Here is a 21,387-nt window from a genome sequence, read left to right as displayed (position 1 = left end):
GAGTAAAGAGGCTTCCCGTGAAGCCTCTTTTATTTTTTCGCTCAAAACTCAACAAGCAGCCTGTCAACGCCGTGAAATACAGGGCTCGGAACCAGATTCGGCTCTTGATCCTCAGTAAAACGCCATGCGGGCATCTGTTCAAAAAAGTGGGAGAGCGCGATTTTCGCTTCAAGCCGGGCCAGCGGCGCTCCTAAACAATAATGGCTGCCCTGGCCGAATGACAAATGCTGATTTGGCTTTCGTCCCAAATCAATTTGATCGGCATTTTCAAACTTCTTTTCATCTCTGTTCGCCGATCCAATCCACGCATACACTTTTTCTCCGGCCGGAATCGTTTTTCCGCCAATCTCGCTCTCAATCGCAGTATAGCGGGTTACCCGCTGAATGGAAGGTCTGAGACGGATGACTTCCTCAATAAAGTCAGGGAGGAACGCCTTATTTTCAAGCAGCCGGGGCAGAATATGCGGAAACTCCTTGAGACTGAGAAATGAATTTCCGATCACATTTTCCGTCGTTACGTGCCCCGCGACGATCAACAAGCCGCAAAAACCGATTAATTGCTTGTCTGACAGCGGCTCTCCGTCTAAATCAGCTGAAATTAAATGGCTGATTAAATCATTTTCCGGCTGTTTTCTCCGCTGTAAAATAAACTGCATGAAGTATCCGATCATCTGCTTTTGCACTTCATTCATTTTCTTTTCATCTTTTACATTCTGGCTTTGGTCGACCCAGCTTTTAAAGATATCCCTGTCTTTCGGAGGAAATCCTAAAAGCTCTGCGATCACGATAATCGGAAGCGGAAATGCGTAATCTTCAATAATGTCCATCCTGCCTTTTGAACGGACGGCCTGAAGCAGGTCATCAGCGATAGCGGCTATACGCGGTGTAAGAGTCTCAACCGATTTCGGCATGAACGGCTGATTGACCAATTTTCTGAAGACGGTGTGTTCAGGCGGGTCCATTTTCAAAAGGCTGTCTTTGTTAATATGCCGGATCATTTTTTCCTGCTTGTCCGCACTTAAGTATTTATGATCGGAAGAAAAATGACTGTAGTCAGAAATCACCCGCTTCACTTCATCATAGGTGAAGATTTCCCAGCAATCTTCCTTTTCATTGTAATGAACGGGAGAGGTTTCTCTCATCGTTTGGTACCACTTGTACGGCTGCTGCTGCCTGATTTTTGTTAAACTGGTCATTTTCATTCCTCCAAGATGTGATCAAGATTTGAAAAGACCCGCCAAAGCTTACGAGTAAACCCGGCGGGCGGATATGTGAATTTACGGTCTTGTTTTGGCGGGCTGCTTTTGCATCTCACCATGCACGTTCATTATCTTTTCCTGCAGCTGCAGGAAGCTGTGTTCTGTCATTCCGTCTGCCGAATATAAAACGACGCAAAATTCAGAAATCGTTTCGGCTGCGCTGTCTTCAGCCAATAACGTCATATGGTTGGATACCGCCACATCCATTATGGCAATATTTGTCATATACTCTTCCCACTGGCTCCAATAGTTGACGAAATCAGCAGATAAAATATCGGCCCTGATCGTAAAATACGGATCAAGCTCACCCAAGAAAATACCGTTTTTATTTCGGAAATAATAGCATGTCACCCCGTTCGGATCCGGAAGCGGCAGGAGTTCGTAATCAGTGATTTCGTAAGCGTCCTGAACGTTTATATTCTGCCTGATCAGATTTTTCACCAACGCGTCCGTCTTCGTTAACCCCCGCTGTTTGGCTTTTGCTATTAATTGCTCTAAAAATATGTCTTCATGAAGATCGGCATCTAGTTCATCACGGTGAATCAAGGTTTCAGAAATGCGTTCCGGATGTTGATAAATTAGTGCAAATAAAGCCATGTTCACCGTCTGCAGCATCATATTTTTATCAAATAATTCATCAGGAATGTTTATTTCCCGCGCACCCGCCGAGTCAAAGGAGTCGAGCATGACGATTGATTCAACGGTTTCTCCAGCCAGCTGCAATTGCCGGGTGACTTCATAAGCGAGCATACCCCCTAATGAATAGCCGCCTACATCGTAAGGACCCCGGGGCTGCACGGTACGTATGAGCTTAACGTAATATTCCGCCATGTGTTTAATGCCGCGGATCGGTTCCCGGTCTGTCATCCATCCTCTTGCCTGAATTCCGTAAAAAGGACGCCCGGTCCGTTCGGCAACAGGCTGGTACAGCTCCACTGCCCCCAGCGCGGAATGAAACCAGAAAATCGGTCTTCCCTTTCCTTCCGGGTTAAGACAGATCAGCTCGGGCGGCTCTTGATCATCTGTCTCTTCTGATATATCGTTTTGTTTCGTATGTTCCCCATGTGCTTCCTCAGTGTCTTTTTGGACAGAACCGGTCAGATACCCGGCTAATTTTGCGATTGTCGGATATTCATAGACCAGATTTGCCGTAATAGACGCTTGATAGGTTTTATTAATGGACTGAACCCATTCCACACCGATAATAGAATCCAGCCCCATATCAATGAATGCCTCATGCTCATCAATATCTTCCGGCTTCAGAAACAGGATGTCCGCAAGGCTTTCTTTGAGCTCTTTGCGCAAAGTGCCGTCAGAGATGCCGGCAAGGGGAGTTTCTGCTTCCGGGATTTGCGGACGTACCGCTGTTTCCTCCGCTTCAGCATACTCGGGTTTCTTTATTTGCCCTGATATATATTCCGCAAGCTCCTCAAGCGTCGGGTGTTCATACACCTTATTGGCTGTAATCTCAGTGTGGTACGTTTTATTTACTGTTTGTATCCATTCAACCCCGATAATGGAGTCAAGCCCCATATCGATGAAAGGCTCTTCAGCATCAATATCTTCCGGTGACAAAAATAAAATATCTGCCAGGCTTATCCTCAATTCTTCAAGCAATGTTCTATTGTCTTCGGAAACGGCTTTTTCTGGCTGCTGGACAGAACCAGTACAATCCAAAGGCTGTAGCACGATCGGTTTTTGCAATGTCTCCGGTTCAAACGCTGTCATTTCGATCTCAGTTAAAGGACTCAGAGAAATCAGTCCTTCATGTTCAGGCTGTGGCGAAGACGGGAGAACGGTTTGCGTTTCAGACTTTTTCATGGCTTGACCTGATAAAGAACTGTTTATATCAGCCGCCCAATACCTTTCTTTTAAAAACGGGTAGGCAGGCAGCGGCGTTTTATAATATTGCCCTCCGTCAAAAAGCCGTGTAAAAGGAAGGTCATATCCTCTGCAAAAAAGGTCAGCGATATGTGCCAGGCTTTCTCTGTACTGTGCGGGTGAAGCCGCCGAGCGGCACTGTTCAATGCACTCCATTCCGAATGTTTTCATTCCGGCTTCCTCTGCCGGCTTCTGATTCTTCAAATTGGACACAAACACACTCGGAAGCTCTCTTTTTACAAGCCACTCCGATAATACCCGCTTCAGTTCGTCCGCGCTGCTTATGATACAGGCAAACCGGTGATGCAGATGCTTTCTGCCGAGGAGGAGGGTATAACTTATATTTCCCAGATCGCTATCTTTGTTCTTGCTGAGTACATCCAGCAGGCGTTCTGCCTGAATTTCCAGCTGACGCTCCGTCCGCGCAGATAAAGGAATGAGGCAGGCCGGTTTTGCCGGTGACCGGCGCACGGTTTGCGGCGCCTCTTCAATAACAAGATGGGCATTTGTTCCGCTGAATCCGAATGAACTGATGGCGGCTCTGCGCGGTGCATCCGGATTCCGTTCCCACGGTATCAGCTTTTCATTAACAAAAAACGGACTGTCCGCAATTTGAATATGCTGATTGGCTTGATGAAAATGCAGGGATGCCGGAATCTGCCGATGCTTCAGCGACAGCAGGATTTTAAACAGTCCGGCCATCCCCGCGGCCGCAGCGGCATGTCCGAGATTGGTTTTCACAGAGCCGATGGCGCAATATCCTTTTTTATCCGTATAGCGGCGGAAAGCGCGCGTTAAGGCGCCGAATTCGATCGGGTCGCCCAATGCAGTGCCCGTTCCGTGAGCTTCCACCATTTGAATGGTTTCCGGATCAATGTGAAAAGTATCATAGACATGCCGCTCCAATCGTTCTTGAGAAAGCGCGCTTGGAGCGGTTATTCCGTTTGTAGTGCCGTCCTGATTCATTGCAGAGCCTTTTATGACGCCGTACACATGATCTCCGTCACTAGCGGCGTCGCTAAGACGTTTCAGCACCACGGCTCCCACGCCTTCACCCGGCACGAAGCCGTCCGCGCTTTGATCAAACGTATGGCAGCGCCCGGTCGGTGACAGCATATTCGCCTTATTTGACGACTGATAAAAAGCGGGAGTGGATTGAATGAAAACCCCGCCCGCCACCGCCATTTCCGTTTCTTTCGTCCAGAGCCCCTGACATGCCAAATGAATGGCTGTCAGCGAACTGGAACATGCTGTATCAACAGTGATCGCCGGACCTTGTAAATTAAGGTGATAGGCGATCCTTGCCGGAGTGACAGAATTATGATTGCCCCAAAAAGCCTGCGCGGGCCCCTGCTGTTTAAAAATGGCCTGGTAATCTCCGCCGCAGGAGCCTGCATACACGCCGCATTCCCTGCCTCTTACCGAGTCTCCCGCATATCCCGCATCTTCAAGCGCTTTCCATGTTTCTTCCAAAAACAGCCTCTGCTGAGGGTCCATATAGGTCGCTTCACGTCCCGATATATTAAAGAAAACGGGGTCAAAACATTCAATGCCCTCTATAAAACTGCCATACTGGCATTGGCTGTCAGAGAGATCCCATCTGTCTGCTTTTTTAATCAGGTCCCGTCCGGCGGCTAAGTTTTCCCAAAACTCATGGACATTCTCCGATTCAGCAAACCGCCCGCTCATCCCGATAATCGCGATCGGTTCTTTTTCAGGTAACACAGCTGCTGATTTTACTGTATCGGCCGGATCCTTTTGTTTGGGGCGGTACGTCCTTTGATACGGTTCAGAAACGCTGATGACGATTTTCCCGATATTTCCGCGGTCATCCAGACAGTGATACGCTTCTTTTATATCTTCAAAGGAAAAGATTTTTGAGATGACAGGCTGAATGACTCCCTCTTCCGCCAGCCGCTGCAGTTCCAATTGATAGTCCTTGACCTGATCCGGATTTTGAAGGGACAGCTTCCGCAAATCCACGCTGTGAAACGATTGATTGTTATGAAGGACGGACAAGTCGACTGATTTAGCGGATTTCAGCGCAGTCATGGCAATTTCGATATATCTTCCGCCCGGCGCCAGGCAATTCATTCCTTTTTGCATGGCATCACCGGCCAGGGTATTAATGACTACGTCCACCCCACGGCCGCCGGTCATTCGCATGATTTCCGTTTCAAAGTCTTCTTCTAAATAGCAAATGGTATTGCGGATCCCGAGCGAATGCAAATACTCAATTTTTTTCTGTGATCCGGCCGTGGCATATATTTCCGCGCCGATATGCCGGGCCATTTGCACCGCGATCAGCCCCGTTCCTCCCGTCGCGGTCTGAATTAATATTTTTTCGCCTTTTTTAAGTCCGGCTTTCCGGAAGGCGTCTATCATTGTCACCGCCACGGTGGGAAGAGCGCATGCTTCTTCAAAGGTCAGCCGGGCCGGTTTATGATAGACTTGATGTTCTTTACATGTGATGAGATTCGCCTGAGATCCAAATTCCTCTCCCATGCCGACAATCACTTCATCACCTGGAATGACGGATGTTACATGCCTCCCTGTCTTGATCACGACGCCGCTTGCTTCAAATCCCGGAGTGAACGGATAAGGCGGCATCGTCGGGTACAGCCCTCTGACACAAAGCAAGTCTCCGAAGTTTAAAGAAAAGGCGCGGACGGCTATTTGAACTTCGTCACCTTTTGTCTCGGGCACTTCACTGCGGGCAATCGCCAGATCTTCAATGCCGCCCGGACTGTCAATCACAACCCGGAACATTCCCGAGTCATCGGGCTTTGCGAAAGAAGGCGGCATACGTTCTTGTTTCGGTTTCTGATAACCGTTTTCCTTTCTTTCCGTCTGCAAAGGTTTTTCAGCAGGCCGTTCTTCCTGAAGCGCCGGGCGGATTTTCTCTCTTTCGGTCTCCAGAGATGAGGCTATGGTGGTTTCATATTCTGCCGAGATATAACCGGTCAGCAGTTTCACATGATAGTAATCAAATAAAATCGTTGTCTGCAGTGTAAGATTCAATCGCTTATTAATCTCGTTAATCACATTGACGGCTAAAATGGAATCAATGCCGTATTCAGAGAAATTCAGTTCTTCCTGAATATCCTCTTCTTTCATTTTTAATACATCGGCAATACTTGTTTTGATGACAGAGCGGACATGGGAAGCGACCGATTCCCCATCAGCCTTAACAGCTTGATGCTCCTCTGGCGCGCGGCTGCGGGAAACAGGCTGTGCGGGCTTTCGGAAAACTTCGGACGGGGCGGCGTATGGCTTTCTGCCGTCTCTGATCCCTTGCATCCGGACGAGTCCGTCACTCTCAGCTGCGATAATCTGCTGACCTAAATCATGAGCCGTTTCAGCAGGGAAACAAACCGCTCTGTATCCTTCCGAATGCAGCACACGCTCCCACGATTTTGGATATAAGCCGGGACTTCCCGGAATCCGAAGCTCAGCATCCTCATAGGACCACCAGCCGTCAAGCAGCCCGAAGGTTAAATGGGTAAAAACAGAACGATCGCTGATTTCGTTTATCAGAATCATCCCGTTGTATTTCAGGAGCGCTTTCAGACGGCGCAGTGTCAAACCGATATTTTTTGTGGCGTGAAGCACATTGGCGGCGATGACAATATCGTAAACACCCGTTTTGATATTTTGTGATTCGCAAGGCTCCTCCGCATTAAACAAGGCTGTTGTCAAATACGGCACATCAGGTCCGTATTCCTGTTCGGCATGCATTAAAAAAGCTTTAGAAACGTCCGTATAACAATATTCCGCAATTTGTCTTGCAAATGGTTGCAGTTTTGTAAACAGCATGGCGCTCGTTCCGCCCGTCCCGGCCCCTACTTCTATCAGCCTGATGCCGGCATCGGGGTGTTCTGTAAGATAGGCTTTCAGGTAAGCGGCCGCGGAATCTGCTAACACTTCATTAAAATAATCCGCAACGGGATTATGCTTATAAACACCTTCAACGAGCCGCATTGATGAATCGGGAAATACGATATCCGTAGCCGGACGTTCCCCTTTTAAAATTGAAGGCATCGCTTTTATCGTCGCCTCGGCCAATTCAGCTTGCGCAAGCTCCCCATTTGGAAGCAGGCGTTTATGGGCATTCCACTCGTTCCAGACTGTGTGGCCGTCCGGACGCTGATCCGTGAGAAGAGTGATCGTGTATCCGTCATACGCGATATATCCGTTTTCTTTTAATAGATTCAGGCTTTCTTCCAGCCATTTGCCGTATGTTCCGATCACGCCGGCGTTCCGCATGGATGCTGCAGCTGTGGTGACAGGCTCGCTGAAAAAACCGAGTGATTGTAATTGGTAAAATAGCAGTTTGCAAAGAAGGCTGTTCATATGCGCAACTCCATTTCTCGTTTTAAAGTCTCAAGCCGTTCATTCCGATCCGGATTTTGCCGCTTAACGCTTTCCATAAATGAAGGCTCCGGGCCGGATACAACCGTTATTGCATCTTGATTCGTCAGTGCGGCTAAGCCATGCGGAGCAGCTTTGATGAATGCCGCTTGGCTGAACGGTTCTGATAGTAAGACTTCCAGCGCCTCCATTGCTTCATCGGGTTCAATAGAACCGATCCCTGACGCCTCCATCCGTTTTCTGTAAGATGGGTCTGAGACAACGCCCAGACTGCCCCAATATCCCCAATTCATGACTTTCACTTCACAATCAACAAAGGAAGCGATATGGCGGGCAAAGGCGTCTTGAAATGTACACCCTGCCGCATAGTTGCTTTGCCCGGCATTTTTTGTGAAAGAATTAACGGATGAGAAAAACAGCACAAAATCAAGCGGTTCTCCCTTAAAAGCTTCGATCATTCGGACGCTCGTATTCACCTTAGCTGAAAAAGCGTTTCTGAAAGAAGCTTCATCCATATTCGCCATACTTTTGTCGGCAAGCGTTATCGCGGAATGGATGACTCCCGTTATATTGCCGTACTGCTCTCTTACGGAACGGACGGCCGCTTTAAGCGCGGCCGCATCTTGAGCATCAGCCTGTATATAATGCGGCGCGGGGCCTGATAGCGCCAGCCTGTCTATTTTGCTCTGAATCTCCTGATCCTTCGGCCGCCTGCCGATCCATATAATCCGTGCCTTGTAACGGGTGATCATGTATTTGCTCCATGCTTCTCCGATGCCGCCCGCTCCGCCGATGACAGCATAAACGCCGCCTTCTCTGTACGACATACGCGGAGCGGAACTTGTCAGCACCCGGACTGTTTTTTGCTTGTGCCAAGCTCCGTTACGGTACGCGGCAGCATTTCCGTCCGGATCTGGAGGAAGGCTCCAGATGTTTTTCATCTCAGACGAATCACTGCCTTCTTCTGCATCAATCAGCCTGATGTCCCAGTTCGGATATTCTTTTGCCAATGAACCGATCAAACCGTGTACGCCTGCATGCTCAGGCTGCGGCAGATCACCCAGATACACGGACTGTGTCTGCCGGGTGACCGCCGTAAAGCTGATGTTTCGGTTTCCATACCCGAGTGACAGCAGCGCTTTGATGAAACGGAAACATTGAATCACCCCATTCTCCTGCTCATCAAGCATTTCCTGACTGACGGATGCGGGTGCGAAACGATCGGGCGCAATCCATAAGAAATGGCGGATATCCTGATACCCGGCTGTCAATTCACGTAATGTTTGCTCGCTTGAATGATCCGGCGTCTCCTCCAGATGGGCGCGGGGCCACATTGTTGCCGCAGCCTTTATGGTATTTCCCGGCTTTCCGATGATCAGCAATTGTTCCTGATCAACCGCTCGATTTTCTTCCAGAGAAAAGAAAGTTTTGTCCCAAACAGGGGCAAGCATCGCCGTCTGAACTTCCTGCCGTTTGCTTTCGGTTTGGTTTGTCTGCCGGACAGCCCGGCAGGAGAAGCCTGTCAATCTCATACAAACAGCGCCGTTTTCATCACATAAATCAATATCCAGCGTCAACGCTTCGTTATCTGACCGATCGCTCTGTTTGCGGACAAGCGCCCACATCGTTTTCTGAGTCGGCTGAAATATTTCTGCCTGCCGCAGGGAAAACGGCAGCATCGGAGTCTCTCCGGCAGTATCTGAACCGGCACCCAGTGACGCCTGAAACGCGGCATCTAGAAGGCTCGGATGGATGACAAACTGATCGGCGGTACTGTCTGCCGTTTCCGGCAGCGACAGCCGGGCTGCAGCACCCCTTTCTCCGATCATCAGCTGGTCAATTCCTTGATGGCTCGGCCCGTATATCATACCCGCATGCCGGAAAGCCTGATAAACCTCATCAGACGTCATAACCGATTGGCTGCAGCCGGACAGCCAGCCCTCTAAGTGAACTGACGGAACCGCTGCTATCTCTCCTGATACCGCGGTGCCTTTACTGTATAAAATCCGTTCTCCCCCAGGTTTTTCCGATAGGCTGTAAATCGTAAATTCAATGTCTTCATTTTCCTTAAGGATAAGGCTGATATGGACTTCTACATCTGTCCCCTTATGAACAACAGGCCTCATCCATATGAGATCTTTCAAATACATTCCTTTACGTCCGTCCGGCACAGCGTATGCGGCACGCTCAACGGCCGCCCTGACCATTTCGATCACGGCGGCTCCCGGGAGCACCTTCTGCCCATTGACTGTGTGATCAGTGAAAAAGAATTCCCGTCCGGTAAAAACAGAGGTGAATTTCAGCTCCCAAAGATCGGATGTGTTTTCATGAAGCAGCGGATGGATCACCGTTTTGCCGTCATCCCTTTTTGGAACCGCCTCGGCTTCATCTTGAATCCAGCATCTGACCTTTGCAAACGGATAGGCGGGAAGACTGATTCTCCGGGGTTTTTGTCCCGAATATAACAAGTTCCAGTCCACATCGACTCCCTGCACCCACATGTTCAGCAAATGACCGTACTTTCTCTTTTTCAACCATTTGACCATGGCTTCCTGCAAATCTTCATCAGATTCAAACACAGCCACTGTCTCATGATTTCGCTTCGCCCGCCCCCTGTAAAGATGCGGTGCGTTTTCATTTTCCAAGTACGATCTGAGCTTGTCCTCCAGTTCCTTAAGGGAGTCCGCAATGAAAGCCAGCCGCTCATCCATCGCTTCCCGCCCCGCTTGTAAAGTGTATGCGACATCAAATAAGTCCGGCTTATCCGTATGCTTCTTTTGAAGAAAAGCAAGAAGGCGCTCCGCATATTCTGTCAGACGCTCCCCATTTTTTGCAGACAGCAGAATGACAGCCGGCTCTTGGCTGCTGATCGCTTGTTTTACAGGAGCCTCATATTCTTCAATAATGATATGCGCGTTAGAACCGCCCGCACCAAAGCTGCTGATCCCCGCCCTGAGCGGCTGTTCTGCTCCGTCTGCTGAAATCCGTTTCCAATCTGTTAATTCACGGCAGACGGAAAACGGTCCTTCATCAAATTGGATATTCGGATTTAAAATATCTGCATGCAAAGATGGGGCGATTTGTTTGTGCTTCATCTGCAGCAGCACTTTTGTGACAGCAGCGATGCCTGCTGCCGATTCCCCATGTCCGATATTTGATTTGACAGACCCGATGAGACATGTTTCAGGAACATCACCGAATGCATCGGTTAAAGCCCGGATTTCAATCGGATCGCCTAATTTCGTCCCTGTCCCGTGCGCTTCCACATAGCTGATCTGGCCCGGGGATACCCCCGCTTCCTGTAAAGCTTGAGAAATGACTTCGCTTTGCGCCTTGGGGTTCGGTACGGTGTAACCGCTCGCTCTCCCGCCATGATTGATGGCAGCTCCTTTAATGACGCCGTAAATCCGATCTCCGTCTTGTACGGCGTCTTCTAAACGTTTAAGAAGCAGCACCCCGACCCCTTCTGCCGGAATATAGCCGTCACCCCCGGCGCCGAAACTCCCGCAGTGTCCTTTAGATGAGATGAACTGCCCTTGGCTCAGCATGAAGTACTTGTTAGGATGAACGGTGAGATTCACTCCGCCGGCAAGCGCCGCGCGAATCCGATGATCCCGCAGATCCCGGCACGCCATGTACAAAGAAGTCAGCGAACCTGAACACATCGTATCGACCGAAATGCTCGGCCCTTGAAAATCACAAAAATAGGAGACACGGTTAGCAATGGATGAAATCCCGCCTGGGAGCCCGATATGCCGTCCTTTCACTCCCGCTTCAGCCGCGAATAGCGGGTATTCCTGATACATGACACCGGCATACACACCTACCTGACGGCCCAGTTCGGGTGATGTCCTCGTATATCCCGCATCCTCCATGGCCATCCACGCATGCATTAAAAACAGCCGTTCCTGAGGATCAAGGTGTTCCGCTTCACGTGGGGAAATCTTAAAGAACTCAGGATCAAAATCGGCGATCCCGTCAATGAATCCGCCCCATTTGCTGTAGATCGCTCCCGGCGCCGTCCGGTCCTCGGAAAAGTAATGTTCCCATTTCCAGCGGTCTTTCGGAATTTCGGCAATACAATCCTTTCCTTGTTTGAGATTATCCCAAAACGCATCGATATCATCTGCCTGCGGATACTTGCCGGAAATTCCGACAACGGCAATATCCAGCGGGTTTCCTTTCGTTTTCTGACGGCTTTGATTCCCGGACGGGGCAAAAGACGCATTTTCAAGCCGATTTGGCTGAAGCACTTCTTTCACAGACGCATTTTTCAATTCCGCCAGCTGTTCCCCTGTATGACTGAGGACTGCGGCATCAAATGAGAGAAACCCGTCTTTTTTATGTTTGATTGTATTCACCACATAGACGGTATCAGACATGACAGGTCCGTAAAGCGTCAGCCTCTCAATCATGAGCGGGACGTGAATCCGCTTTTTCAGCTGCAACTCTTCTTCACCGAGCGACATATAACAAGAATTCAATATAAGCGGGTCAAATGCAAAGTGATGCAGATCGCCTTTTTCTTTTTTTCCTGATAAGTCCAGCTGCAATAAAAAAGAGCTCTCACTCATTTTGTATCCCGCCGTTACCGTTTTCAGCATCGAGCCTATCGTGAAGTCGGCAACCGAATCGTACAGACGGGAAATGACATCCGGCGCCACCTTTTGTGCATGCGACTTCATTTGTTCAACGTCATATGATTTTTTTATGAGTGCCTCTGTATATCTGCTTATTTCTCCTTCGGCACATGTCTTCCGGCTTTCTTTACCGGAGACAGTGCAGCTTGCGGTAAAGCGTTCGGCACTCTTTTCTGCCGTAAATGAAATGTCAATCTGTGCGGCCTCTCCCGGCTCCAGGGTGACGGGCCCTCCCGTAAAACGGATATCTTTCAGCTCGGCGGGATACGTGCCGGAATGAGACGCTCCGGATGCTTCAAGCACCAGACACGGATACACTGCACCCATCAGTGCCGGTTTGCCGAAAACCAGATGATCCTGAAGGAATGCTTCATGTTCATAGAAGGTAAATGTCTGACTGCCCGATTGCGTTTCAGAAACCGGTGCTGCATCCGCGACAAGGCCGGAAGATTCATCTGTTCCTTTTGTTTTTATGTCTTCAAGCAGTTCGGATATGCTGCTGCACTCAAATAACAGAGTCGGATTCAGCCGCAGATCAAACGCCCCTTCGATGTCTTTAATAATGGCCAGAAGCTGTGACGATTCAAGCCCTAATTCAAAAAACACGGTGTGCGCATCATTTCTTGTGACAGGACGGCCTGCGTATGTCGAGAAAATGCGGTATAAGGTTTCCTCCATCTGCTGAACGCCTGGTATCAGCTGCCGGTCTGTCCGCACCTTTTTGGCTGTCAGGCCGAGCAGTGAAGCAATATGCACACCGCTGGGGTTGTAAAAATCAATATCCATTTTCACCATTTCTGAAGGTGTGCCGGATTTTTTCGAAATCACCGCGTAACAGCGCTCCGTAACGGTCTCAGCGGCAATAAACGACTCATAATAAATCGGTAAAAACAAACCGGCGCCTGCAGCTGTCTGCAATACGCCGGAGGCCATGGCGGCACCGTCCATCAGCGCGGGGTGAAAGAGAGCGCCGGGGAGATTTTCCTGGCATGAATCAGACTGCCGAATATCAAGGAAACATTCCTCTTCATTTGCATAGATCTCTCCCTCCGATTTCATCAGCCCGTCATGCGACAGTCCGCGGCTTCTCGCGGCTTCGTAAACTGTATGCAAAGAGACTGACGGAAGTGCGGCTTGTTGTTTTTTCTCCCCTGCGTCAAGGCGCCTATCTGATGAGAAGACTCCTTCATGCACCTCCGCTGATAAGAAAACCGTCCCGGAATCCGCCCCGCAAATCGAGGCTGTCCAGAACTCCTTTTCTTTACTGAATATGACACTCACATCAAGCGGCTCTGACCGTTTCACTGATAAAGGATGATAAATGGTCACCCTTTTCAGACAGATGGAACGGAATGAAAGATCAAGGCATTGCTTTGCCAGCTGATACAGCATATCAATATAGGCCAGACCGGGCATGACAGATTCTCCGTGAACAAGATGGTTTTTCATAATGGGATGTTCTGCCGTCAGGCGCAGATTCACTGTTTTTTTCATGGTTAGTCCCCTTTTAAAAACGTCACGTTGTCACCTGCCAAAACGAGTCTGCAGGTGCAGTGCTTGTCTCTGCTTTTTTCTCATATCTCTTTAAAAGATCCGCAATATCCGTTTTTTCATTACTTGTTTTTTCCGCTTCATTCTCCGTGCTGTTCCAGCCGCCCAAAAGCGGGTAGTGTTTTTTTCTGAATTCCGGCGGCTGGGGCGTTCGGTGATGTTCCCGCTGCCTTTCACCTCTGTATTCTTCAACGAGGATATGAGCATTTGTCCCGCCGTCAGGAAATGAACTCTGAGCTGCGACGCGGGGTTTCTTCTCTGAATGCCAATCAACGGGTTCACGATTAAAATGAATACGCGACGCTTCAAAGTCATAATGTTCAAATGGCTCACGCGCTGATAAGAAAGGCGGAATCCGCTTATGGTAGACGCTCAGCACACATCGGATGAAGCCCGCAAGACCTGAAGACAGAAGCAAATGCCCTACATTCGGTTTCACCGATCCGATCCGGCAGGGCAGAAGCGTTTTCCGGTTCAGCTGATAGACATCTGAGAGCGCCTTGATTTCCACTGAATCAACGATTGGGGAACCGCCTCCGTTCACTTCTATATATCCAATGTCTTCGGGCGACTTTTCCGCCATATTAAGCGCAGTTTGAATGACGTCTCTCTGCGCTCTTATATTCGGTGAACCGGGACCGAGCGTCCGGCCGTCATTGTTTACCGAGACGGCTTTTATGACGCCGTAAATGCGGTCTCCGTCCCGCACCGCATCGCTCAATCGCTTGATAAACACCGCCCCCGCTCCTTCTCCGAGCACTTCTCCCGCTGATTCACGGTCGAATATATGAAACACGCCGTTCTCATTTAAAATATGGCGCGCTCCGAATAACCGGTGCGCGGACGGAGATAAGAGCAGACTCACTGAACCGACTAAGGCCGCGTCAATCCTTCCGGCCAAAAGGGCATCTTTTGCAAAGGACAGCCCGATCAGACCTGAGGAACATGCTGTATCCACGACAAGGCTCGGCCCTGTGACATTAAAAAATCGTGAAATATTGGCCGCCAAATAGTTTTGCCCCGCTCCCAAAATCGGGTTAGGCGCCTGCAGGATATGTTCCATACCGGCTGAAGGCTGCGCCCTGCCGCCGATGTACACGCCGACTTTCCGGCCCGACAAATCCTTTTGGCCGTACCCGGCATCATAAACGGAATGAACCGCTTCTTCTAATATGATCCGCGCCTGCGGGTCCATAATTGCCGCGTCTTTTTCAGAGATGCCGAAAAAGCCCGCATCAAACATGTCGATATCATCTATCCACCCCGCATAATCCTTTGTATGTGCTGTTGCATGCCAGCGCGATGCGGGGACAGGCCGGATGGCGGTGTTCCCTTTCATCAGCAGCTCCCAAAAAGCATCCGTTCCGCCCGCCCCCGGAAAACGGCAGGACATGCCGACGACGGCAATAACGTCTTCGGTATCCGCTTTCGGCTTCATGGATGTTCTCTCTTCAGCGGAGGCGGTTAAATCAGGCTGGAGGTCCCTGTCTTGAACGAAACCTTTTTCTTTTGTCACAAAATCGGCTTCATGATGCACTGCGAAATAGTCAACCATTTCTGTAATCGTTTGATATTGAAGCATTAAGGACGGTGTTAACTTTATGCTGATCCGTTTTTGCAATGATTGAACCAATTCCGCAAAGAGTATTGAGTCAATCCCGTATTCATCAAACGGCATATCATCTTTTATCTGCTCATCCGTCATTTTCAGTTCTTCGCTGAAAACGGTGCGCACCCATTGGCGAATCGTATCCTTCACCTTTTGGTCACTGGAAATGCTTTTTTTCACGGGAGCTTCAGATTTCTTCACCTTCAAAAGATCACCAAAATCAGCCTCACTGTCTTCGGGAACACAAGGAATTCCGCAGCTTTGTCCGTTTAATATGATGTAATCTAAAAACTTCAGTCCGTCCTCGGCAGACAGTCTGGAAAGTCCTGATTTTTGATAAGCAGGTGTTTCCGGCAGGCCTTCAGCCATGCCGGTTTCTTTCCAGACGGGCCATTGAACGGCTTTAACAAACACGTTCCCTTTACCTGCTTGATGATTTGCAAATGAGTCCATAAATGAATTAGCCATCGCGTAGTCACTTTGCCCCGCAGCAAGCGAAGGGATCTGCCCCGAAACGGATGAGAACAAAATAAAAAACGACAGCGGCTCATTCTGAACGGCTTCATAGAGACCGCGAAGCCCTGTTACTTTCGGCGCGCAAACGCTTTCGATTTCCGTTTCGGTTTTGTTATAAAAAGCGGGGTGTTCTCCCATTGCACCCGCGCAATGAAAAACGCCGGTAATCGGTCCCATCGTGCCGCGGATGCTGTCCGTCATTTTCCGGAGGCCCTTTTGATCCGTAAGAGAAACGCTGTAATAACGGATCTCCGCGCCCCGCTCGGCTAACCTCTGCATCCGCTCGGCTTTTTCCGGGAGTATGCCGTCCTTTTTCATGTCTGCCCACTCTGAGGAATCGGGAAGCAGCTCCCGCCCCATGATGACCAGTTTCCTGCATCCGCGTGAAACGGCATGCTCCGCCGCAATTGCGCCGATCCCGCGCGATCCGCCCGTTATTAACAGCACATCATCAGACGAATAGGAAAGCTCAGGCGCCGCCGAAACATTCATACCCTGCTTCAGAAACGGCACATAACGGCGATTCAGCCTGTAGCAGCATTCACTGCCGCTTTTGGCCCGCGGCTGTAAAAATTCAGTCTCAATCTGTCTGCTTAATTCTTCTGTATGCTCAATCTCACAATCGCTATCTATCGTAAAAGAATGGATGTTGGTATACTCAGCGCCCAGCATCCGGTACAGCCCCGCCGTTTTCGCCCCTTGCATCAGAGGTTTACTTTCCTTGAAAGGCTGGAGGCGGTGTGTCACTTGGCTGAACACAGCGCCTCTATGACGGAATGATTCAAGAGCCTGCTGTAAAAAGGCAAGCTTTCCGTGTTCTATCTCTTCCTGCCGTTCATATTCCGCATCATATGCGGTTATGTCGATGACCCCGAGTATCTGTTTGTTTTTAAGAGACTCCCGCACTCTGCCGTAAAGGTTTCGCCCCGATGCGGCAGCGTAATAATCGGCGCCGTCTTTTGCCTGATGGATGAAGCGGATCGTTTCAATATGGCCGTTTCCTTTAAAAAGAGCATCGGCCAATCGGCTCGTCTTATCAGTTGCAAGTATCATTACTGTTCCTGATAATGCTTCAGATTCCGCCGGATCTTGCTGCTTCCAGTCTTTTTGAAGAATGATCTTTTGGTTTTCCGCCGGTTCGTCTGTCTGTTTCCGGATATCCGCAGGCACAGGCACCCAATACCGCTCCTTCGCGAACGGATATACAGGAAGGCTGACCCGTTTCGGCTTCTCTCCTTCGTATAACTGGCTCCAATCAACGGCGGCTCCTTTTGTCCACTCAGTGAGCAATCCGGAATATTGCTTGTTTTTCAAAAGCTCGGCCATTCCACTTGATGACATATCATCTTGAGCACGTCCGCGGAAACACCCTTCAATTTCTGTTTTCCGTTCAAGCACATCCTTCAGTTTCGCTTGCAGGCCGCAAACGGATGTAACGATAAATGCCAGCCGTTCAGGCATCGCTTCTCTGCCAGCTTGAAGCGTGTAGGCCAGGTCTTTAAGGTCGACTTCTTTTTCCCGTAAAAAGCGGTCATACCGTTTTACATATTCCAATAGGCGTTCTTCATTTTTTGCCGAAAGCAGAAACAGAACCGGCTCGTCTTCCCGTATACTCACCGATTTCTTTTCAGCCTGCGGCGGCAGATATTCTTCTATGACAAAATGGGCATTGCTCCCGCTGGCGCCAAAAGAACTTAAACCCGCTCTTCTCGGCTGGTCAGGATGTAACGGCCGTTCCCATTCTACCAGCCGGTCCGCCACATAAAACGGCGTGTCCGAAAATGGAATATGGGGATTCAGCGTGTCCGCGTGCAATGACGGAAAGATTTCTCCATGCTTCAGCTGCAAAAGCACCTTTGTTAATCCGGCGATTCCGGCGGCTCCTTCTAAATGGCCGATATTTGATTTGGCAGAGCCGATGGCGCAAAACCGCTTCTTGTTTGTCCATTTGCGGAATGCGCGGCTCAGCCCTTCAATTTCAATCGGATCACCCAGAGACGTGCCTGTTCCGTGGGCTTCAATATAGCTCAGTGTCTCCGGATCAACGCCGGCACTCTGAAAAGAATCTGTAATGACTTCCGCCTGTGATGCCGGATCTGGCACTGTCAAACCGGATGTTTTTCCGACATGGTTTAAAGCGGAGCCTTTTATGACGCCATATATCGGACAGCCCATTCTTTCCGCTTCTTGAACGGTTGTCAGCAACACCGCGCCGACGCCTTCTCCCGGCACATAGCCGTCACCGCCGGCGGCGAAGCTTTTGCAGACGCCTTCTGAAGACAGAAATCCGGCATTCGCCAAAAACGCATATTTATGCGGATGTGTGACCGCATTAACACCGCCGGCAATGGCGAATTCGCACTCTCCCCTTTTAATGCTTTCACATGCCAAATGTATGGATGTGAGCGAAGAAGAGCACATCGTATCAACAGCCATTGACGGTCCTGTAAAGTTCAGGCAGTGAGACACGATATTCGGAACAGAGGCAGGCGTCACGCCCATAGACAGCGGTGTGCCCCGCTGTGTGATTTCAGCGCCGAACAGCTCATAATGGCTCCAAAACACACCTGCGAATACCCCGACGCGTTTTCTCTTTTGTGAAGATAGACCGCGCGCCGTTCTGTCCTGATAAAAACCGGCATCTTCACAAGCTTCCCAAGCCGTCTCTAAAAAAAGCCGTGCCTGCGGGTCCATCATTTCAGCCTGGCGCGGAGTCAGATTGAAAAACAGCGGATCAAAGCAGTCTATGCGATCTAAAAATCCTCCGTAACGATAGAACTGATCTGCTTCATATGTGAAAGGATAACCTTTCCATCTGTCTTTCGGCATTGTTGTGATGCTGTCTTTACCTGAGCGCAGATTTTGGTAAAATTCATCGATGCTTCCCGCCTGCGGGTATCTTCCCGCCAATCCGATTACCGCAATATCGTGCTCTTCTGTGTGTCTCTCTTGTTTTCGGCTCCTTCTCTTGACAGCTGCATGGGATAATGAAGAGCGGTTCTTGTCTGCCATCGGAACCAATCGGGCCATGCTTTCAGTTACAGCCGGCTCCTTCCCGTATAAAATAACGGATTGCAGCTTGCCGAGACGCAGCATATATTCAAGTGAAGCCATCCCTTCCCCGGCCGGAATCGGGCTGGTGCCAGTTGCATCATTTATGAGCTCTTTCATCAAGCTGTCAACCTGCATGCCGCCATCTTCCCAAAGCGGCCAGTTGATCGTCATAGAAGCCCCGGCCCGTTCGCCTTTTTCCGCTTTGCAATTGCGATATTTCATATATTCATCCATAAAAGCGTTCGCTGCGGCGTAATCTGTCTGGCCCGCATTTCCGGCCAACGCCGAGAATGAGGAAAATACGGCGAAAAACTCAAGCGGTTCATGCCGTGAAGCTTCGTCCGCATGAATCAGGCCGCTGATTTTCGGCAGGAACACCCGCTTCAAGTCAGAACTGTCTTTTTGGATGATAAATTGATCTTTTAAAACACCGGCGCAATGAAAAATGCCCGTCAGCCGGCCGAAAGTTTCTGTAATCAGAGCAAATGCCCGCTCTGTTTCGGCTTTGCTGCCGATGTCCGCTTGAACGTAAAGAACTTCTGCGCCCGATGCTTTCAGTCTGCTGATCTTCTCAGACTGTTCCGGCGAACGGCCGATGAGTGCCAGCTTCACCTTTTCTTTTTCTGCAAGGTGACGGGCAAGCAGAAATCCAAGACCGCCGAGGCCTCCTGTAATGACATATACGCCGTTTTGTTTCCAAGGAGACTGTGTCTGCCCGCCCGGTTTCTCAATACGTTCGAACAATCTGATCTGCCGCATATTGTCTTTATACCGAATGTCTGTGCAGCCCGCATAAGAGCCGTCTGCTTCTGTTCTAATGATTGCGGCCGTCTCACTTGGCAATCTCTCATTCTTGTTACAGAAGGTGATCACCTGAGTGCGAAAAGCCGGATTTTCAAGATGTGCCGTTTTCAGCATAGCCCCGAGAGCGGAAGACAATGCCGCTCCATTCTCAGCGGCGCATACAAGCTGAATCAATGTATGTTCTTTCGGATGGTCTGTCAGTTCCCGTTTGAGCATACGAAATATGCGCTCGGCATCTGCTTCAAACTGCTCATCTGCAACCTCATGCTCCCTTTTTAGTTCTATCACTTCCGCTTCCGGGCAATATGTGCCGAGTTCATCGGTGAGACGGGATCCTGCATCGGCAGCGATAATGAGATGACGGGTGTGTTTTTGCCCGTTCCGCACCGCCGTTTCCAGCGGCTGATCTTTCCAGGCGGGTTCAAAAAACAGAACCTCATCAGCAATGTCAGCGTCTGATGTATGCCGTTCTTCGGCCGAATCTTTCAGCACACAGCCCGCTTCATTGATAAGGTAATCCGCAAGGCGGCGGACAGATGAATATTCAAAAAGCAGTGTCGGATAAAACTGCTGCTGAAAAGTCTGCTCTAATATCTTTACAAGCTTCAGCAAATGCGCCGAGTCAAGCCCCATATCATAAAAGCCTTTCCGCACATCAATATCCTGTGCCGGACGATTGATCAACCTGGCGATTTCCGACTTTATGTAAGTCACCATGTTTTGTTCCGGCGTTTGCTGTTCAGACACGTCTTCTGCGACAACAGGACTTTCGGGCTCTCCACGGCCGCTTCTGTTCTGCTGAGGCAGCTTCTCTTTGTCTATCAGATGGGTAATCATATTCGCTTGTCTGACCCTTTTTACTGTCATTTTCTTACATTCGGCCAATACGTTCCCTGCCCTGTCGTAAATCGTGAAGTCAGCCGAATAAAAATCAGGTTCGCTATCTGATGCGCCGCTTTCAGTGCGGCTGTTTTTCGCAGAATAAGTGTAAATCGTTTTCGGAAACGGCTGATATATGCAAAAACGATTGATCATAAAAGGAATATAAGGTGTGTCATTCTGCTTTTGGGCCGACAATGCAAAGGAAGAGCCGGCAAGGGTGGACGCATCTAAAAAAGCCGGATGCGCCTTAAATTTCTCCCGGAATCCTTCAGCCAAATCACTCAGACTGAGCTCCATTAATTCTTCTTTATCCTGAAGCTGATAAACGGCCCCTTCATTTTTCATAAACTCGCCATGCTCAATATGGCTTCTTCTTGCAATTCCGTAAATGTCATGCATGTCCCATTTTCGGCTTGCGTTTTTTATGAACGCTTCAATATTCAGTTCTTTTGCCCGGGGCGTGTCTTTTTGCAAATAAAGCTGACATTCCATATTCTCATCCCGTTTTCCGCCAAGCGGTGTGCCGTTTTTTGCTTTTTCGCTTGTGATCTCAACTTTCCAGCTGTCACGCGCCGGCGTAAAGGTGACATACAGGTGTTTATCAAACTCTTCAGATGTTACAACAGGCTGCTTAAAAATAATCTGTCTTAATTCTATAGGCCGTTCACCGAGATACCCGGCGGCGAGCCGATACAGCATATCTATTAAAGTCACGCCCGGGAGGACGCGGATTTGATGAACGCGATGATCCCGGACGATATAATTCGTATGGCTGATTTTCTGCAGGAACGTTTTGACCTGATCGGTAGCAACTGCCAAT

General features: G+C 49.5%; 4 protein-coding genes. All 4 read right to left on the bottom strand.

The window, feature by feature from the left end; all coding sequences use genetic code 11:
• Positions 1-41 precede the first annotated feature (41 nt).
• The 4 genes from AUL54_RS18835 to AUL54_RS18820 all read right to left on the bottom strand — a co-directional run bounded on the left by AUL54_RS18835 (position 42) and on the right by AUL54_RS18820 (position 21,386).
• Complete coding sequence (locus tag AUL54_RS18835) at positions 42-1,196, bottom strand: cytochrome P450 (RefSeq protein ID WP_060964834.1); 1,155 nt, start codon at positions 1,194-1,196, stop codon at positions 42-44.
• Positions 1,197-1,277: 81 nt separating this feature from the next.
• On the bottom strand, positions 1,278-7,493 hold the full coding sequence (locus AUL54_RS18830; protein WP_060964833.1) for a beta-ketoacyl synthase N-terminal-like domain-containing protein: 6,216 nt from the start codon (positions 7,491-7,493) through the stop codon (positions 1,278-1,280).
• A complete protein-coding gene (locus tag AUL54_RS18825) occupies positions 7,490-13,645 on the bottom strand; it encodes a type I polyketide synthase (protein WP_060964832.1) in 6,156 nt (2,051 codons plus the stop codon). The genes AUL54_RS18830 and AUL54_RS18825 overlap by 4 nt, the downstream gene beginning before the upstream one ends.
• Before the next feature lie 22 nt (positions 13,646-13,667).
• Entirely contained in the window at positions 13,668-21,386 is a 7,719-nt protein-coding gene (locus AUL54_RS18820; RefSeq protein WP_060964831.1) for a type I polyketide synthase, read from the bottom strand.
• Position 21,387: the final 1 nt, after the last annotated feature.

This window comes from Bacillus sp. SDLI1 (assembly GCF_001553895.1).
GTDB classification, from domain to species: domain Bacteria; phylum Bacillota; class Bacilli; order Bacillales; family Bacillaceae; genus Bacillus; species Bacillus siamensis.
Note: the sequence above shows the minus strand (reverse complement) of the source record. Positions and strands in the feature narration are given on the sequence as shown.

What these genes read in the sequence shown, in the direction of transcription:
- AUL54_RS18835 (WP_060964834.1), bottom strand. Translation starts at nt 1,196, where the DNA reads ATGACCAGTTTAACAAAAATCAGGCAGCAGCAGCCGTACAAGTGGTAC.
- AUL54_RS18830 (WP_060964833.1), bottom strand. Translation starts at nt 7,493, where the DNA reads ATGAACAGCCTTCTTTGCAAACTGCTATTTTACCAATTACAATCACTC.
- AUL54_RS18825 (WP_060964832.1), bottom strand. Translation starts at nt 13,645, where the DNA reads ATGAAAAAAACAGTGAATCTGCGCCTGACGGCAGAACATCCCATTATG.